Genomic DNA, 13,786 nt, shown 5'->3' on the forward strand with positions numbered 1-13,786 from the left:
AGCCCCGATCGGCTCGCACTATGGGCGGTCTGGCGCGTTCTTCTCGGGCGACGTCGATCGCAGCGCGACGAACAGCGTGGCCGCACCGGCTTCGCTCCGGCCGGCAGGGGGCCGGTCGCCGATCGCGAAGAAGATGGCATTGACGGTACGCGGCGTTGCACTGGCGGCCGTGACAGCCGACCGGGAATTGACGGGCACTCCGGCGACGCTCGCGAGATAGGCGCGGGTCTCACCGGGCAGCGCGCGGCCGGTCCGCACGTGCTCGGCATAGCGTGCCGGTCCCGCGTTATAGGCTGCGAACAGTCCGGGATAACCGAAGCGGTCATACATCAGACGAAGATAGAGCGTCCCCGCCAATATGTTGTCGCGCGGGCTATGGGGATCACGTCCGAGCCCGAGCCGCGCGCGCATTTCGGACCAGGTGCCGGGCATGAGCTGCATCAGTCCCATCGCGCCGGCGTGGCTGGTAATCGGGCGCCCGTCCAGCACCGTGCGCCCGCCGCTCTCGGCGCGCATGACGCGCTCGATCCATTCTACCGGCACGCCGAAACGCGCCGAGGCTGCCTCGATATAGGGCCGCCAGTGAACGACCGACTGCGCGTCAGCCGGTGCCGCCGCCAGCAGCGCCAGGGCGGTGATGGCGACCCTCAGCCCAGCCACAGCAGTCGCACCTCGCCGATGACGTCGCCGCGCGATGTCGGTCCGAAATAACGCCCATCGAACGAATCCGGGCTGTCCATCAGCAGGAACAATGCGCCCGAACGCAACATCACGCAGCCATTCCACCACGGCATCGGACGGTCGCGGCCATCGGCTTCGCGGCGTTCGGCCACCGGGTGGCCGTTGACATAGATCTCCCGCCCGCGCGCACAGACGCGATCGCCGGGCGCGGCCGCGACGCGCTTGACCAGCGGGATATTGATCGGAATGTAGCGCCGCTCGGCGGCGAGCCGGCGCCAGCGGTCGGGCACCCGGACCAGCACCATGTCGCCCGATGCGATGTCCTGCCGTCCGCTGACGGCATAGAGACCGATCGGCGCGCTGGCCGATGCGTTCCAGACCAGCCACGGCGTTGGCGGCAGCGCGATCGTGGTCGCCAGCGCGGCCGCGCCGAGACCGATCAGCGCGGTGGGTTTAGCCGGCAGACGGGAGGGTAGCAGCCTAGCCATTGCCTCCCTCCCGCATGTTCGCGCGCGACCAGGCCTCGATATCGTCGATATGGTAGCGCCAGACGGTGCCATGCTTTCGGCACGGCGGGCCGCGCCGCTCCCGGCGCATCTTCTTGAGCGTGTCCCCCGCGAGACCGAGATGGAACGCGGCCTGCTTGGTTGTCAGAAACGGGCAATGCTCGCGTGCCCGCCGAGCGCGCTCCGCGGCCGACGACGCCGTGGCTCCACCGTCCACAGCGGATGAATCCGCCTCGATCCGTGTTCGCGCGCCGCCGCCTGCTTCGGGGTTTGGATCGTGTGTCATGAGTGCAGCGCCCGGTCCGACGAACCCGCGTTACCCGCCGATCAGGCCCGCACGCGCGGCTTCCTGTTCGGCGACATAGGCATCCAGCATGTCGGCCTGGCCGGGGAGCAGCGCGTCGATCGCAGGGAGGCCGTCGATATCGTCCCGGTGAAGCAGCACGGACGGGCACTGGCCTTCGACATTGCCGAGATTGGGGCGATGCTGGGCATAGCCGATGAGCGCGGCCAGATCGGGATCGAACGCTCGAGCGATGGCGGGCGGATAGACGAGATACTGATTCTCGAACGTCCGCAGCCATCCGAGGCAATAGGAGGTGATGACCGCGCGGCGCACATGATCGGACTGGTTAGCGCCGGCACCATGCAGGATCGATCCGAGGAACAGCAGCGCGGAGCCGGGTGGCATTTCGGCGGCGACCGGACGTGCATCGCCCGGTTGCGATGCCGCATCGTGATGGCTGCCCGGCCAGACCAGCGTCGCGCCACTCTCCAGCGTGAACGGATCGATCGGCCAGATGACGTTGATCTGATAGTGCATCCCGGTCTTGACGCCGCCCCAGAGATCCTGGTCGCGGTGCGGCACCTGCGCGAGCGCGCCGGGATGGATTTCGATCGCCTGGGTGAGGTTGAGAACGATACGATCGCACCATTCCCCGAGCACCGTTTCGGCGATACCGCGGATGATCGGGTGCAGCACAAGGCCGGCGATATGCCGTGAACGCCGCAACAACGCGCCAAAGCGCTTGGTGCGGGCTCCGTAGAATCCGCCTTCGCAAAAGGGCGTGGCGACGAAGCGCGGTGCGAGTTCGGCTTCGAGCGCGGTGATTAGCTCGGTCGGCACGGCGTTATCGACAATGACATAACCGTCGGCGAGCAGCATCGCGGCGAGGCGGGCGGGGTCGTGCATCGCCATTCCCTTCACGCGGCTCTTGCCGCCGCATCGGGAGTGATCGCACCCGGTACATAGATGCCGTTCGACGCCAGCAGCGCAGGCGTACCGGCGCAGATCTCGATGCGGAACGCTCCAAGGAACGCGCCATCGATGCGGCGCGCGGGGCCGAGCGGCGCTGCGCGCCAGCCCATCGCCAAAACCTCCTCGCGAAAAGCAGCGGTCACGACGCCGGTTAGCATGGTGATTCCGCTGCCGAGCGCATGATCGACCATCGCCGAGATGAGCCGGTTGCGGACACGCAGGCGTCCGGGGGCGCCCAATCGTTGCGGCAGGCAAAGTCGCGTAATCTCGCGAACCTGCTCCCCCCGGGGCGCATCGCACTCGCAGAGCGACGCGAAACGATCGGCGAGAAGATGTGCGCCCTCTGTCGATAGCAGCCGCATCGACCCCTGGTGAATGCAGCCATCGTCGGTGGCGATCAGATAGACCGCCTTGTCGCCGTCATAGCTGTCGATTTCATAGCGGCCGCCGACGACCGGAACATCCCAGCCCAGCAGATCGACGAACAGGGTCTTGCGGTCCTCGAACATCGAGGCGGCGCGCGCATCGGTAAGCGAGCACCCTTTGACAATATGGATCATGGCAGTAGCTCCCGTTCAAATTGAACAGTCGCGAAGGGAGCAGAGATGAAGGGCTCAAACAGTCGTCAATATTGAGGATGCGGCGATCCCGCTCAGAACCGCGGGACGATCTCCTCGATGCAGACGATTCCGCAGGCGAGCGCGATCGCCGGGAGCTGCGCGCGGGAATAGATTCCGAAATGTTCGCGCAGGTCACGCATGTAGGTGCGCACTGTCGTCGGGGCGATGTTCATCATGATCCCGATCTCGACGTCGCTCTTGCCCATCGCCGCCAAGCGAAAGCATTCGAGCCGCTTTGGGCTGAGATGGGGTAATTTCAGCGGGCGCGCCGGAAAGCCGTGCAAGCGCCGCGCCTCGGTAAACGCCTCGCTCGCCATCAGCGTCGCGATCCGGCAGATATGCGATGGCGGCAATTGCCCGTCGCGCGTTGCGAACGTACAGCATCCGGGCGGCTCGCCGGCGACGCCAATCGGAACGGTGAGGCCGTTGCGCAGGCCATGACGCGCGGCTTCGCGCACGATGCGCGCCTGTCGCCGCGTGAAGCCGCCCAGCAGTCGCTCCATTTCGTGCCAGCAGAACGCCCGGCTTGTCGAGCGCGCCGCGAGCAAGGCGGGATCGTCGCGGTAATAGCCTTCGGCGACGAAAACGTCGCCCCAGCTCTGGAAATTGTCCATGCGGAAATATCGCCCACCGGGCTGAAAGAAGGCCATGCTCTGGACGATCGCGAGCCATGGGAGGCCGAGCTGGCGTGCGGCGGCCTCGCTGCAACTGAACAGCTCGCGATCACTGTTCGCGCGCCTGGCCTGCTTAATATAGGCATCGAGGTCGCGAAACGGCACCGAGGGGCACTCCTTTCGACGCGCGCGTTGCGGGCGCGTCTATCGGGCGCGTGGTTCCAGCCCACGCGCGTGCAGCCCCCGATGATTTACTTGGTCTTGCTCGGCCGCCCCGTCGGCTTGTGCGGATGGCGCCGGAGCGTCACCGCCGGGCGCGCCAGTATCGCGCCGATTTCCAGTTCGTCGTCCGAAACGATCGAGATCGATATCCGGCCGGACAAGAGATAGACGGCATTAACGCCGAGTGCCTTCGCGAGCCGCTCCATTGCTTTCAGCGTCGGGCTCGACCGGCCATTTTCGATCGCACTCAGATAAGAGCTGCTCGTGCCCGCATCATGGGCGAGCGCTTCTTGCGTGATGCGCATCGCAAGCCGCAATTTCCTGAGATTCAAACTGAAGGACTTCGACGCATCCATAAGGGCGTAAGTTCACGCCCTGCGACCATTACTCCACACTGGATACAGGTTGGAGTTATTATCTATATTATTACGTTTTTACAAATATTTAAATGAGATTCCCGAACAACGCGCACTCAACTCTGATGCGGATTCTCAGGCGCGCCAAAAGACCGCATTCGGACGGTCGAATCGGTCGATGACCGAAGCCCTCACGCCAGGACATTGGCCGTGGACGCCGCAGTGGAAATCCCATCGGCGTCGTCACATCCGGGGCGAGCATTGATTTCAAGCGCCGAGCGAATCACGATGCGAACAACGTCCCGTGGACACGTCCGCAATCGCCGTTCCGGCGTGGCGTACAGGAATCATCGGATAGTTTGACGTGCCTGTGTGTCGTTGTCTCCTTTGATTTGAATGCAGCGCAGCGAAGCGGAGCGTCGCATTGGTTCATAGTTATGAAATCACCGTTCGTGTCGGGCCGCTGGCCGCCCACCATGCCAACCGACTACTCGCAACAGTCGGTTCTGGCGGTAATCCCGCAGCGGTCCGGTTTGCTCCAGCCCCGCCGAATTGTACTCGGATCTTCATGATGCAGCGGGATCGGTCCGGGGATCGGTAGTGACGAGCCCGAAAAACGTGGCGCCGGCATTGCCTGGAGGATATTGTCGATCTCCCGATAGACGCCTCGCGCTGCCATATGAGGATGGCGCGCCGCTTCGTCCGGATCAAGCACGGGGGCAAAGCAGGCATCGCTGCCTTCCAGCAGTGTGCGCCATTCTTCCCGTGTCCGCATGGCGAATATCTCGCTAAAACGCTGCTTGAGCTCGGGCCAGGCATCACGATCATAGCCGTCGTCAAAACTGCTATCGCCGGCCAACCCCAGCTTTTTGCAAAGCAGCGCATAGAACTTGGGCTCGAGTGATCCGACTGAGATGAAATTCCCGTCGGCGCACCGATAGGTCGAGTACCAGTGAGGGCCGTCAAGGATGCTGCAGCCGCGTATGCTGGCAACCTGGCCGGCGGCCTTCAGGCTCAGGAGCAAGTTCATCATGTGAGCGCTCCCATCGACGATCGCGGCGTCAACCACTTGCCCATTCCCGGTATCCCGCGCGTGCATTGCCGCTGCGAGGACGCCGATGGCCAAATAGAGCGCTCCACCCCCAATATCGCCTACCAGGCTTGGCGGCGCCATTGGCGGTTCACCGGGATGCCCAGCATACCAAAGGGCTCCTGACAGCGCGATATAGTTGATGTCATGGCCGGCCGCTTGGGCGAGAGGTCCCTGCTGCCCCCAACCCGTCATGCGACCGAATACAAGGCGGGGGTTACGCGCTAGGCAAACCTCGGGACCAAGGCCGAGCCTCTCCATCACCCCAGGCCGCATGCCTTCGATCAGTACATCGCCCCTTTGGACGAGATCCAGGACATGCGCGACGCCTTCGGGGGACTTCAGATCCAAGGCAATTACACGTTTCCCGCGGTTCACAATGGCGCCGCTGCCAAGATCGATATTTTCGGAGTTAGGGCTTACGCGTTCAATGACGACGACATCGGCGCCAAGGTCGGCCAACAGCATTCCGCAAAACGGCGCCGGGCCGATGCCCGCAATTTCGAGTATTTTGAGGCCTGCAAGCGGACCAGTTTTCGTCATTCAGGCATACCTGCGTCTGAGACCTTGGCGCTTTGATCCAGGCCGTTTCGCCGCTCCAGATTTCGAGACGGGTTGCAGTCGTGCTGGGCGGCAGTGTCGAAAGTAAGATTGACAAAATGACCTTGATTCGCCTAATTCATTCTCTGGAGCAATTATTCCTGTGGGGCATGTCCATGCTCGATTCTCGCCTCAAGCATGCCGTCGCGGTTGGTCAGCTTCGTTCCTTCTCCAGGGCAGCGGATGCGGTTGGTGTCACGCAGTCGGCGGTGACCAAGAGTGTCGCTGAACTCGAACGGCATCTTGGCTATTCCCTTTTCCATCGGACCTCACGGGGCGCGATGCCGACAGAGGAGGGACGCGAATTTATTGATCGCGCAGCGCGCTTGCTTGCCGACGCAGCTGAACTACTCGGAGATACAGCCCGCCGCGCCGACGCCTATGCGGGCCCGCTTCGAATCGGACTGTTCCCAGGGTCAATCGACTGGTTGCTCACCCAACCTCTGGTTTCTTTGCTGCGGCGCCATCCGGCAGTGCGCGTCGAAGTCGTTTCGGGCAACAGCGAAAGGGGCGTGCGACTCCTGTCGCGCGGCGATATCGATGTCGCCTTTGGACTTGAAGCGGCCTTTGCACGCTGGCCGGAATTCAAGTGCGAGCGGGTCGCCTCGATCGAAATACTGCCTTTTGTGCGGAACAATCATCCCATTCTGGGGATAAACCCGACCAGCAAGGAGCCGCTGGTCCAGTTCGAATTCGTAGTGCCCTCATCTTCCGAACCCTACACATCGATCATTCAGCAGATGTACGAAAAAAGCGGTAAGCGTCCCGCTGACTGGATCCACATGACAGACTATTTTCAATTGGTTCGACGGATCGTTGCCACATCCGATGCTATCGGGATGGTTGCAAAACAGTTCACCGAGAACTCATGGTTTCGCGCCAATTTCGTGGCCTTGGAGGGAATCGGTTTATTCGATCCATTGACGCTTTGTTATGCTGTGCGTAGCCGCTGGCAGGTAAAACCGGCTGGCCGTGCGCTCGTCAGCCTTGTTCGTCAGGCATGGCGCACCGCATCATCGGATTAACGGCAAGGGGGCGGGGTGCGATCGGAAATCCGCTGCATCCGTCGCGATCAGCTAGAGCATTTCGCGCAGAAGTGGGAACCGGCTTTCCGGCAGGAAATGCTCTAGCAAATTGATCTTGGGCATTTTCCGAGTTGGCGGGTGATTCCACTCGCCTCGAAAATGGCCTAGAAGCTAATCGCCACTTCTCCGCCGATGACGCGCCCCCTGTTTAGCGGTGAAAGGCTTGCACCCGTGCCCCCGAAGGCCGCCGGCAAAGGTGTATCGCCGCCAATCGTCACCTCATTCAGGAGGTTTCGGCCATAGATGGAGAAGCGCCAGTGCTTGTTGTCGGTCGCCAATGTGAGGCTCGCATCGAGCATATCGGCGCCCTGAAGGAAGCCGACGTTGTTGTCGGTGAATGCCGCCTTGTCGCGATGCGTGAAGCTGACACGCGCCGTTGCTGTCCCCAATTCGCCAAGCTGCTGATCATAAGTCAGCCCCACGCCATAGGTCCATGGCGACAGCCTTGGCAATTTGAGCGCACGATCCACATCGTTGATGACGCCATCACCGCTGAGGTCGAACTGGACGTTGCGATACTGGCCATTCACGTAGCCGAGCTGACCCGAAATCACGAGGTTGGACAAAAGAAAAAACTGCCCCTCGGCCTCGACGCCTTTGATTGTGGCGTCGGCGGTGTTCCGTATGACCTGGCTGACGCCAAGCGGTCCGGGCAGGTTGATCTCGCGCTGCAGGTCCTTCATGCGATTGTAGAAGGCCGCCAGGTTGATCCGGTGGCGCCCGAATTGCTTCTTGGCGCCGAGTTCGAAACTGTCCTGGGTCTCTTGATTGAATGGCCCCGGCGGCACAGCGGGATCGGTGTTGCGCAAATTATATCCGCCGCTGCGGAACCCGCGCGTGTAAAGGCCATAAATCTGCGTGTCGTCATCCGGCTTCCACTGAAGGCCGATTTTCGGCGTAAACCCTCGCCATTTTGCCGCGTCGGCGAAATTGGTTGCACAGATCAGCGTGTCTAGATTGCAACCATTTGCGCGTAAGGCCGAGACCCGAACGGCTTTGCGTTCCCAACTATACCGCGCGCCGAGATTCAAGGTCAGCGTATCGGTGAAATGCCAGTCGGTCGAAGCAAAAATGCCCCATGTTGTCTGGTCTTGCGTACCCCCACCGGAAACGATCCGAGCACCGCCCAAAAGATTCCGCAGCTCGGCGTAACGAAGATCCTGGGAAAAATAGTATAGACCGGTTGTCAATTCGACGTCACCGAACCTTCCGGCATAACGAAGTTCGTCGCTGAGTTGATCCTGGTCGATTTCGAAAAAGGCATGAAAGAAGGACTGTGGTGTTCCATCGATATCAGCGCCCGCGGAGGATCGGAATTTCCGATAGCCAGCGATGTTGGTGAAGACGCCTTCGCCCAGACCGACATCGATGTTGGTTTCCACGATCGCCTGGTCCCATTTGGCATCATAGAAACCTGGGAAATTGATCGAAAACCTGAAGCTGTCGCGGGAAACAGCGCGTGACTCTGGACAGGGGCTCCATCGCTTTCGACATCGCCATGCTCATAGCGGAGATCCATTCGGAAGCGGTCGCCACCCTTGAGCGAAAGTGCCGGGCGAATGATAAGGTCATGTGATTTACCGAAGCTGCGATTGTCGAAGCGGTTGCGAAACCAGCCATTGTCGTCGCTGTAGTAGACGGCCAATTTGGCAGCCAAAACGTCATCGACGATAGGTCCGGTAACCGTGCCGCTTACGGTCTTTTTCAGTCCCGTTTCAATGGATAGCTTGGCTTTGGCTCCAAAATCGAAGCTGGGCCGCGTGGTCCGCACAACCACGGCACCGCCGGTAACGTTGCGACCGAAAAGCAAGCCTTGCGGTCCACGCAGAACTTCGATCCCCTCAAGGTCGAAGTTGTCCAGCACGACACCAGCGTTGATGCCGAGGTAAATACCGTCAGTGAAAACGCCTACGGTGGGGTCGATCGATGGGATCGTGCTGTTGATGCCGAGGCCCCGGATAGTGAAATTGGCATAGCCCGGTGCCGTACCCACATCCTCGAGCTGGACGTTGGGAACGTCGTAGCTCAGACTTTGAAGATTCTGGACGAACTTGGCATCCAGCTGCGCTTCACCAAAAGCCGTGACCGCCATCGGTACTTTCTGCACGCTTTCGCCATAGCCCTTTTTGGTGGCGGTAACGACAATGTCCTCAGCCAGCGCTTCCGTGGCGCTCCCGGTTTGGTCGTTCGCCTGGGGCGTTGCTTCCTGGGCAAATGCTGTTCCCGAGCACAACAACGCGGCAGAAGCCAATAGACATCCTCTCATGGCTGATCCTCTCTTCCCAGGAGATATTGTGTAGTTCATGCCGTTTGGCGGCATTTGAGGGCCGTCGTCCAATTCAATTCGCTGCAGAACTATTCCTGCTGCTCATCGATATCTGGCGGCAGCACGACGCCATCGGCAGCCCGACGGCCGCTCAAAAATATCATGGTAATTCATCGGGTTGATTACGCTCTCAGCGCCCGTTCTACCGCCTCAAGGCTGTCATTCAGCCCGAGCGGGTGCTCGGCATCCGTGAAGTCGACAATTCTACCCCAGTGCCGGGCGACATCATCGAGCGTGAACGCCCTGTCCGCTCCGAAGGCGTGCCCAAGCGCGCGCTCCCACCTAAGCTTGGCGATATAGCCGGCTCCAACTTCAAAAAGCCCTTTGGTTTCGCTGCAATTCTCGTGCGCAAGCCAACCGACCAATGGACTGATCGCTTCCGCTCTGAGATTGGCGAGAAACTCTTGTGGAAAGGCAGTCGCGGTCATACGCGATGCGGCGATTGGGGCGATCGTATTAACCTGGATGTTTCTGGACCGCCCCTCCTCCGCCAGCGCGTTCGCAAGCCCCAATATTCCGAGCTTGGCTGCGGCATAGTTGGCCTGACCGAAGTTGCCGTAGATTGCGGCTGCAGACGTGGTCATGACGATGCGGCCATAGCCCTTGTCGCGCAGTATCGGCCATGCTGCCTGCGTCACTGCCCGCGTCCCATTCAGATGGACCCGCTGAAGCAGTGTCCAGTCTTCGTCGGTCATTTTGTGGAAGCTCACATCGCGCAGGATGCCGGCATTGTTGATGACGACGTCAACGGTTCCGAAGTTGTCAACCGCGGCTTGGATGATCAGCGCGCCCTCCTCGACCGACGCATAATTTGCCACCGCCTGACCGCCCGTGGCTCGAATTTCGTCGACCACATTGTCAGCGGCTGTGGAGCAGCTGCCGCTCCCTTTCTCGTCGCCACCCAGATCATTCACCACCACCTTGGCTCCGCGCCCGCCAAACATCAGCGCGTACTGGCGCCCAAGTCCGCCTCCGGCTCCGGTCACAACCACTACCCTGCCATCGAAACGAAGCTCTTCGTCCATCGCTTGTCTGCCTCTTTTACCTGAGCGACGCATCTGCGCATTTGATCCTGTGCGAGTCAGGCACGCGGCTCCATTTCCGTCGACGCTGTCGTTTTCGTCTGAGCCTTACCGAAAGGCTTGAATGCCGGTCAGGGCGCGCGAAACAACAAGCTTTTGAATCTCCGTCGTGCCATCGGGGATGGGGCAAATGATCGCCTCACGCACCAGCCGCTCAACGATGAATTCGCGGGTGACGCCGTTGCCGCCATGGATCTGAAGCGCATCGCGCGTCGCTTCGATCGCCATTTCGGTGGCGTACCACTTGGCCATCGAGCATTCCGTCTCTGCGCGCGTGCCCGCCTGGACGAGGGATATTGCCCGGTGCGTCAACAGACGGGCTGCGTCGATCTTGGTCGCCATGATGGCGATCTTGTCGGCGATCAGCTGATGGCCGGCGATCTTCTTGCCATGCTGCGCGCGATCGCGAGCGTACGCGATCGCCTCATCCATTGCTCGCCGTGCGATGCCGATACTCCACATCGCCATATGGCAGCGGGCAATCTCGAACACTTGCAACGTATTGCGCAATCCATCGCCGACCCGGCCGATCGTGTTTGCCACCGGTACGCGGCAATCGGACAGGAATATCTGTGCAGTCGATTGGCCGTTGAGCGCCATCTTCTGGATATCGCGCACCTCATACTCACTCTCGTCACGATCGACCAGGATGTGAGTGACTTCATTTTCGCCAGTCTTGCACGTACAGATGAAGATGTCCGAGTAGGCTCCGTTGGTGATCCAGGTCTTTTCGCCATTGATGACCCAGAAATCGCCGTCTCGTACGGCGCGTGTCTTGATGGCGGCGACGTCCGAGCCGACATCGGGCTCCGAGATGCCGAGCGAAACGAACTTCTCGGCCGCGACGAGGTCGGCAAGATAGCGTTGCTTGATCGTCTCCGGGGCGAAGCGGCGGATGAGTTCTGCGCCAACCGCGTTGATGAAGCCGGGTATGGCCACATCGAGCGAGGAATAGGCGATCTCCTCGAAAATGAGCAGATGAGTGAGCCATCCCATATCAAGCCCGCCCCATTGCTCCTGATGCGGTGCGGTAATATGGCCATAGCCGGTCAGTGCTTGAGTCCATTCCTTCATGAGCGGTTTGGGGATGAATCGCTCCCCATGCCGGCGGATTTCCGGCTCAAGCTTGTTGTCGAGAAAGCGGCGGACGGTTTCCACCGCCATGCGTTGTTCATCGGACAGCTCAAAGTTCATATCGTGACCCCGTGTTTCCCTAGGCGCGCTCTGACAACTACCGGCCCAGGATCGTGACGGCGACCACCGCCTCTTCCACCCCGATGACACCTCCGCCGTTCTGCGCGATCGCGAACCGGGCATTCGGAACCTGTCGATCTTCCGCCTCGCCGCGCAATTGCAGCGCAAGCTCGTAGATTTGGCCGAGCCCGGTGGCGCCGATCGGATGTCCCTTGCATTCAAGCCCGCCCGACGTGTTTACCGGAATACGCCCACCCAGCGCCGTCTCACCGCGCTCTGCCGCGAGTCCGCCCTCGCCAGGCGGCGTCAGGCCGAGCGCCTCGATTTCAATGATCTCGCCAACCGCCGTGGCGTCATGCACCTCCGCGACGCCAATATCTTCTGGCCCCACGCCGGCCATCGCATAGGCCCGGTTCGCCGCAAGGCGGCTGACATGGTGGTCATAATCAAAGGGATCGCGCGCGGCGCCGGTTTGCAGCACAGACGCCAGGATTCTTAGCGCCCTGTCCGGGGCTGCCGACAGTTTGCGCCGACCGGCTTCGCTGCAGATGATCGCAGCGGCGGCGCCGTCGCTGATCGGGGAGCACATCGGCAGTGTGAACGGGTAAACGATCGGAGGCGCAGCGAGTACACTTTCGACGGTATATGGGAGGCGATACTGGGCAAGCAGATTGCGCGTCGAATGCATGTGATTTTTCGCCGAGACGGCCGCGATTTGCGCTTGCGTCGAGCCGTAGGTCTTCATGTGCGCGCGTGCCATCGCGGCGTATACATCCATGAAAACGCTGTAAGGCTGACTCGATGTCGTTCCTTCCGGAACATCGACGCCATTGCCCATGGCCAGCAGCTGCGCGCGGCCCGACTCGGTTTCATGCACGTCCCAAGCGCCATCGAATGCACTGAACATGAGCGCCTTGTCGGGCGAGTACATCTTCTCCGCGCCGAGCGCGAGTACGACATCCGCTGCCCCCGATCGAACATAGGCGGCGGCCATGTGCAAGGCCGTGGAAGCCGTCGCACATGCGTTTTCGACATTCACCACGGGAACGCTTGAGATGCCCATCGCTCGCGCCACGATTTCGCCGCGGATCATGTCCTGGCCCTCCATATGCCCCTGGACGCAATTGCCGAAGAAGATGGCTTCGACATCGCCGGCGGTGCATCCTGCGTCGGAAAAGGCCTGCGACGAAGCTTCGGCGCAGAGCATTTTCAGGCTCTTGTCGAACTGTTTTCCGAACGGGGTCATCCCAACCCCCATGACGAATATGTCGGTCATTCGTTGATCCATTCTTCCAATGTGTTCCGCATCCGATCAGGTCTCACCGGTCGGAAAAATCGGGCTTCCGCTTCTCCCGGAATGCCGCCAGTCCTTCGACAATGTCGTTGGACAAGGCGTAAGCAGCCATGGTTTCGAGTTCCTGACGCAGCCCGACTTCGAGCGAGCTATCCTGCGCAGCGCGGACTAGCTGCTTCATGTAGGCGAGCCCTGGCCGGCTCTTTTCTGCAAGAGATTCTACCAGCGCTTGCGCTGCCGCAATGAGATCCTCGGGAGCAACCAGTTGGGTCACGAGTCCGGCTTCCTTCATCTCGGCAGCCGAGATGGTCCCGCCGGTCATCATCAGATGTTTCGCACGCGCTTCGCCGATCTTCCTAGGGAGTCGAACCGACCCTCCACCGCCGGGCAACAGGCCGTAATTTGCATGGGCGTCGCCAAATCTGGCCGGGTGCGCGGCAATGACGAGATCACAGCACAACACCAGTTCCAAGCCGCCGGCGAGCGTAAGGCCGTTGACCGCCGCAATTATCGGAAGGCGCGACGTCTCGATCCTGTTAAAAGCCTGACCGAGCGGCGGCAGAAACAGATTTAAGCGTTCGGCGAGAGTTTGTCCGCCTGTTCCATCGCCAATTGCGAGCAGATCCGCGCCAGCGCAAAACGCCCGTCCGGCGCCGGTAAGAATGCAAGCGCGCACCGTCGCATCTGCTTCCGCTGCCTCGATCGCTGCGGCGAGTTCCTCGGCCAAAGCCAACGACAGACTGTTCAACGCTGCCGGCCGGTTGAGGGTCACCCAAAGCGCTGGGCCGCGTTGCTCAACCAGGATGTATTCATAGTCCATTGCAGTCTCCCGCGCGCCGGCAGGCGGTCACCGGAATA

15 protein-coding genes are annotated in these 13,786 nt (G+C 61.1%); 1 reads left to right on the plus strand and 14 read right to left on the minus strand.

Annotated elements, in window-relative coordinates; all coding sequences use genetic code 11:
* Window positions 1-18 precede the first annotated feature (18 nt).
* The 8 genes from B4F07_RS09225 to B4F07_RS09260 all read right to left on the minus strand — a co-directional run bounded on the left by B4F07_RS09225 (window position 19) and on the right by B4F07_RS09260 (window position 5,890).
* Window positions 19-660 (minus strand): lytic transglycosylase domain-containing protein, encoded by a 642-nt coding sequence (locus tag B4F07_RS09225; RefSeq protein ID WP_017499957.1) that lies wholly within the window; start codon window positions 658-660, stop codon window positions 19-21.
* A complete protein-coding gene (locus B4F07_RS09230; RefSeq protein WP_017499958.1) occupies window positions 648-1,169 on the minus strand; it encodes a S26 family signal peptidase in 522 nt (173 codons plus the stop codon). The genes B4F07_RS09225 and B4F07_RS09230 overlap by 13 nt, the downstream gene beginning before the upstream one ends.
* Window positions 1,162-1,473, minus strand: a complete 312-nt coding sequence (locus B4F07_RS09235) for a helix-turn-helix domain-containing protein (protein ID WP_081095412.1) — start codon at window positions 1,471-1,473, stop codon at window positions 1,162-1,164. The genes B4F07_RS09230 and B4F07_RS09235 overlap by 8 nt, the downstream gene beginning before the upstream one ends.
* 30 nt (window positions 1,474-1,503) lie before the next feature.
* Window positions 1,504-2,385 carry a phytanoyl-CoA dioxygenase family protein gene (locus tag B4F07_RS09240; protein ID WP_017499960.1) on the minus strand — a complete coding sequence of 294 codons (882 nt, stop codon included), beginning with the start codon at window positions 2,383-2,385 and terminating at the stop codon, window positions 1,504-1,506.
* Between the two features lie 5 nt (window positions 2,386-2,390).
* Window positions 2,391-3,005, minus strand: a complete 615-nt coding sequence (locus tag B4F07_RS09245) for an acyl-homoserine-lactone synthase (RefSeq protein WP_017499961.1) — start codon at window positions 3,003-3,005, stop codon at window positions 2,391-2,393.
* 92 nt (window positions 3,006-3,097) lie between these two features.
* On the minus strand, window positions 3,098-3,844 hold the full coding sequence (locus B4F07_RS09250) for a LuxR family transcriptional regulator (RefSeq protein ID WP_017499962.1): 747 nt from the start codon (window positions 3,842-3,844) through the stop codon (window positions 3,098-3,100).
* A gap of 86 nt (window positions 3,845-3,930) precedes the next feature.
* Window positions 3,931-4,257, minus strand: a complete 327-nt coding sequence (locus tag B4F07_RS09255) for a helix-turn-helix domain-containing protein (RefSeq protein ID WP_017499963.1) — start codon at window positions 4,255-4,257, stop codon at window positions 3,931-3,933.
* Window positions 4,258-4,744: 487 nt separating this feature from the next.
* Window positions 4,745-5,890 (minus strand): CaiB/BaiF CoA transferase family protein, encoded by a 1,146-nt coding sequence (locus tag B4F07_RS09260; RefSeq protein WP_026108913.1) that lies wholly within the window; start codon window positions 5,888-5,890, stop codon window positions 4,745-4,747.
* A 32-nt stretch (window positions 5,891-5,922) separates the two neighbouring features.
* On the opposite strand from B4F07_RS09260, the gene B4F07_RS09265 reads away from it, so the two are divergent.
* Complete coding sequence (locus tag B4F07_RS09265; RefSeq protein ID WP_293704733.1) at window positions 5,923-6,972, plus strand: LysR family transcriptional regulator; 1,050 nt, start codon at window positions 5,923-5,925, stop codon at window positions 6,970-6,972.
* A gap of 164 nt (window positions 6,973-7,136) precedes the next feature.
* On the opposite strand, the gene B4F07_RS09270 is transcribed toward B4F07_RS09265, so the two are convergent.
* From B4F07_RS09270 to B4F07_RS09295, 6 genes are all read right to left on the minus strand, one after another.
* Window positions 7,137-8,324: a TonB-dependent receptor gene (locus tag B4F07_RS09270; RefSeq protein ID WP_231679523.1), complete on the minus strand. Its 1,188-nt coding sequence runs from the start codon at window positions 8,322-8,324 to the stop codon at window positions 7,137-7,139.
* Window positions 8,219-9,283: a TonB-dependent receptor plug domain-containing protein gene (locus B4F07_RS09275; protein ID WP_231679520.1), complete on the minus strand. Its 1,065-nt coding sequence runs from the start codon at window positions 9,281-9,283 to the stop codon at window positions 8,219-8,221. Before B4F07_RS09275 ends, B4F07_RS09270 begins: the two co-directional genes overlap by 106 nt.
* Window positions 9,284-9,480: 197 nt before the next feature.
* Window positions 9,481-10,383, minus strand: coding sequence for an SDR family oxidoreductase (locus tag B4F07_RS09280; RefSeq protein WP_011415065.1), 903 nt, complete (start codon window positions 10,381-10,383; stop codon window positions 9,481-9,483).
* 105 nt (window positions 10,384-10,488) lie between these two features.
* Window positions 10,489-11,634 carry an acyl-CoA dehydrogenase family protein gene (locus B4F07_RS09285; protein ID WP_017499968.1) on the minus strand — a complete coding sequence of 382 codons (1,146 nt, stop codon included), beginning with the start codon at window positions 11,632-11,634 and terminating at the stop codon, window positions 10,489-10,491.
* A 37-nt stretch (window positions 11,635-11,671) separates the two neighbouring features.
* Window positions 11,672-12,910 (minus strand): thiolase family protein, encoded by a 1,239-nt coding sequence (locus B4F07_RS09290; RefSeq protein WP_011415063.1) that lies wholly within the window; start codon window positions 12,908-12,910, stop codon window positions 11,672-11,674.
* Between the two features lie 43 nt (window positions 12,911-12,953).
* Window positions 12,954-13,748, minus strand: a complete 795-nt coding sequence (locus B4F07_RS09295) for an enoyl-CoA hydratase/isomerase family protein (RefSeq protein ID WP_011415062.1) — start codon at window positions 13,746-13,748, stop codon at window positions 12,954-12,956.
* Between the last annotated feature and the right edge of the window lie 38 nt (window positions 13,749-13,786).

Source organism: Sphingopyxis sp. UBA6723 (assembly GCF_002454115.1).
Taxonomy (GTDB): Bacteria; Pseudomonadota; Alphaproteobacteria; order Sphingomonadales; family Sphingomonadaceae; genus Sphingopyxis.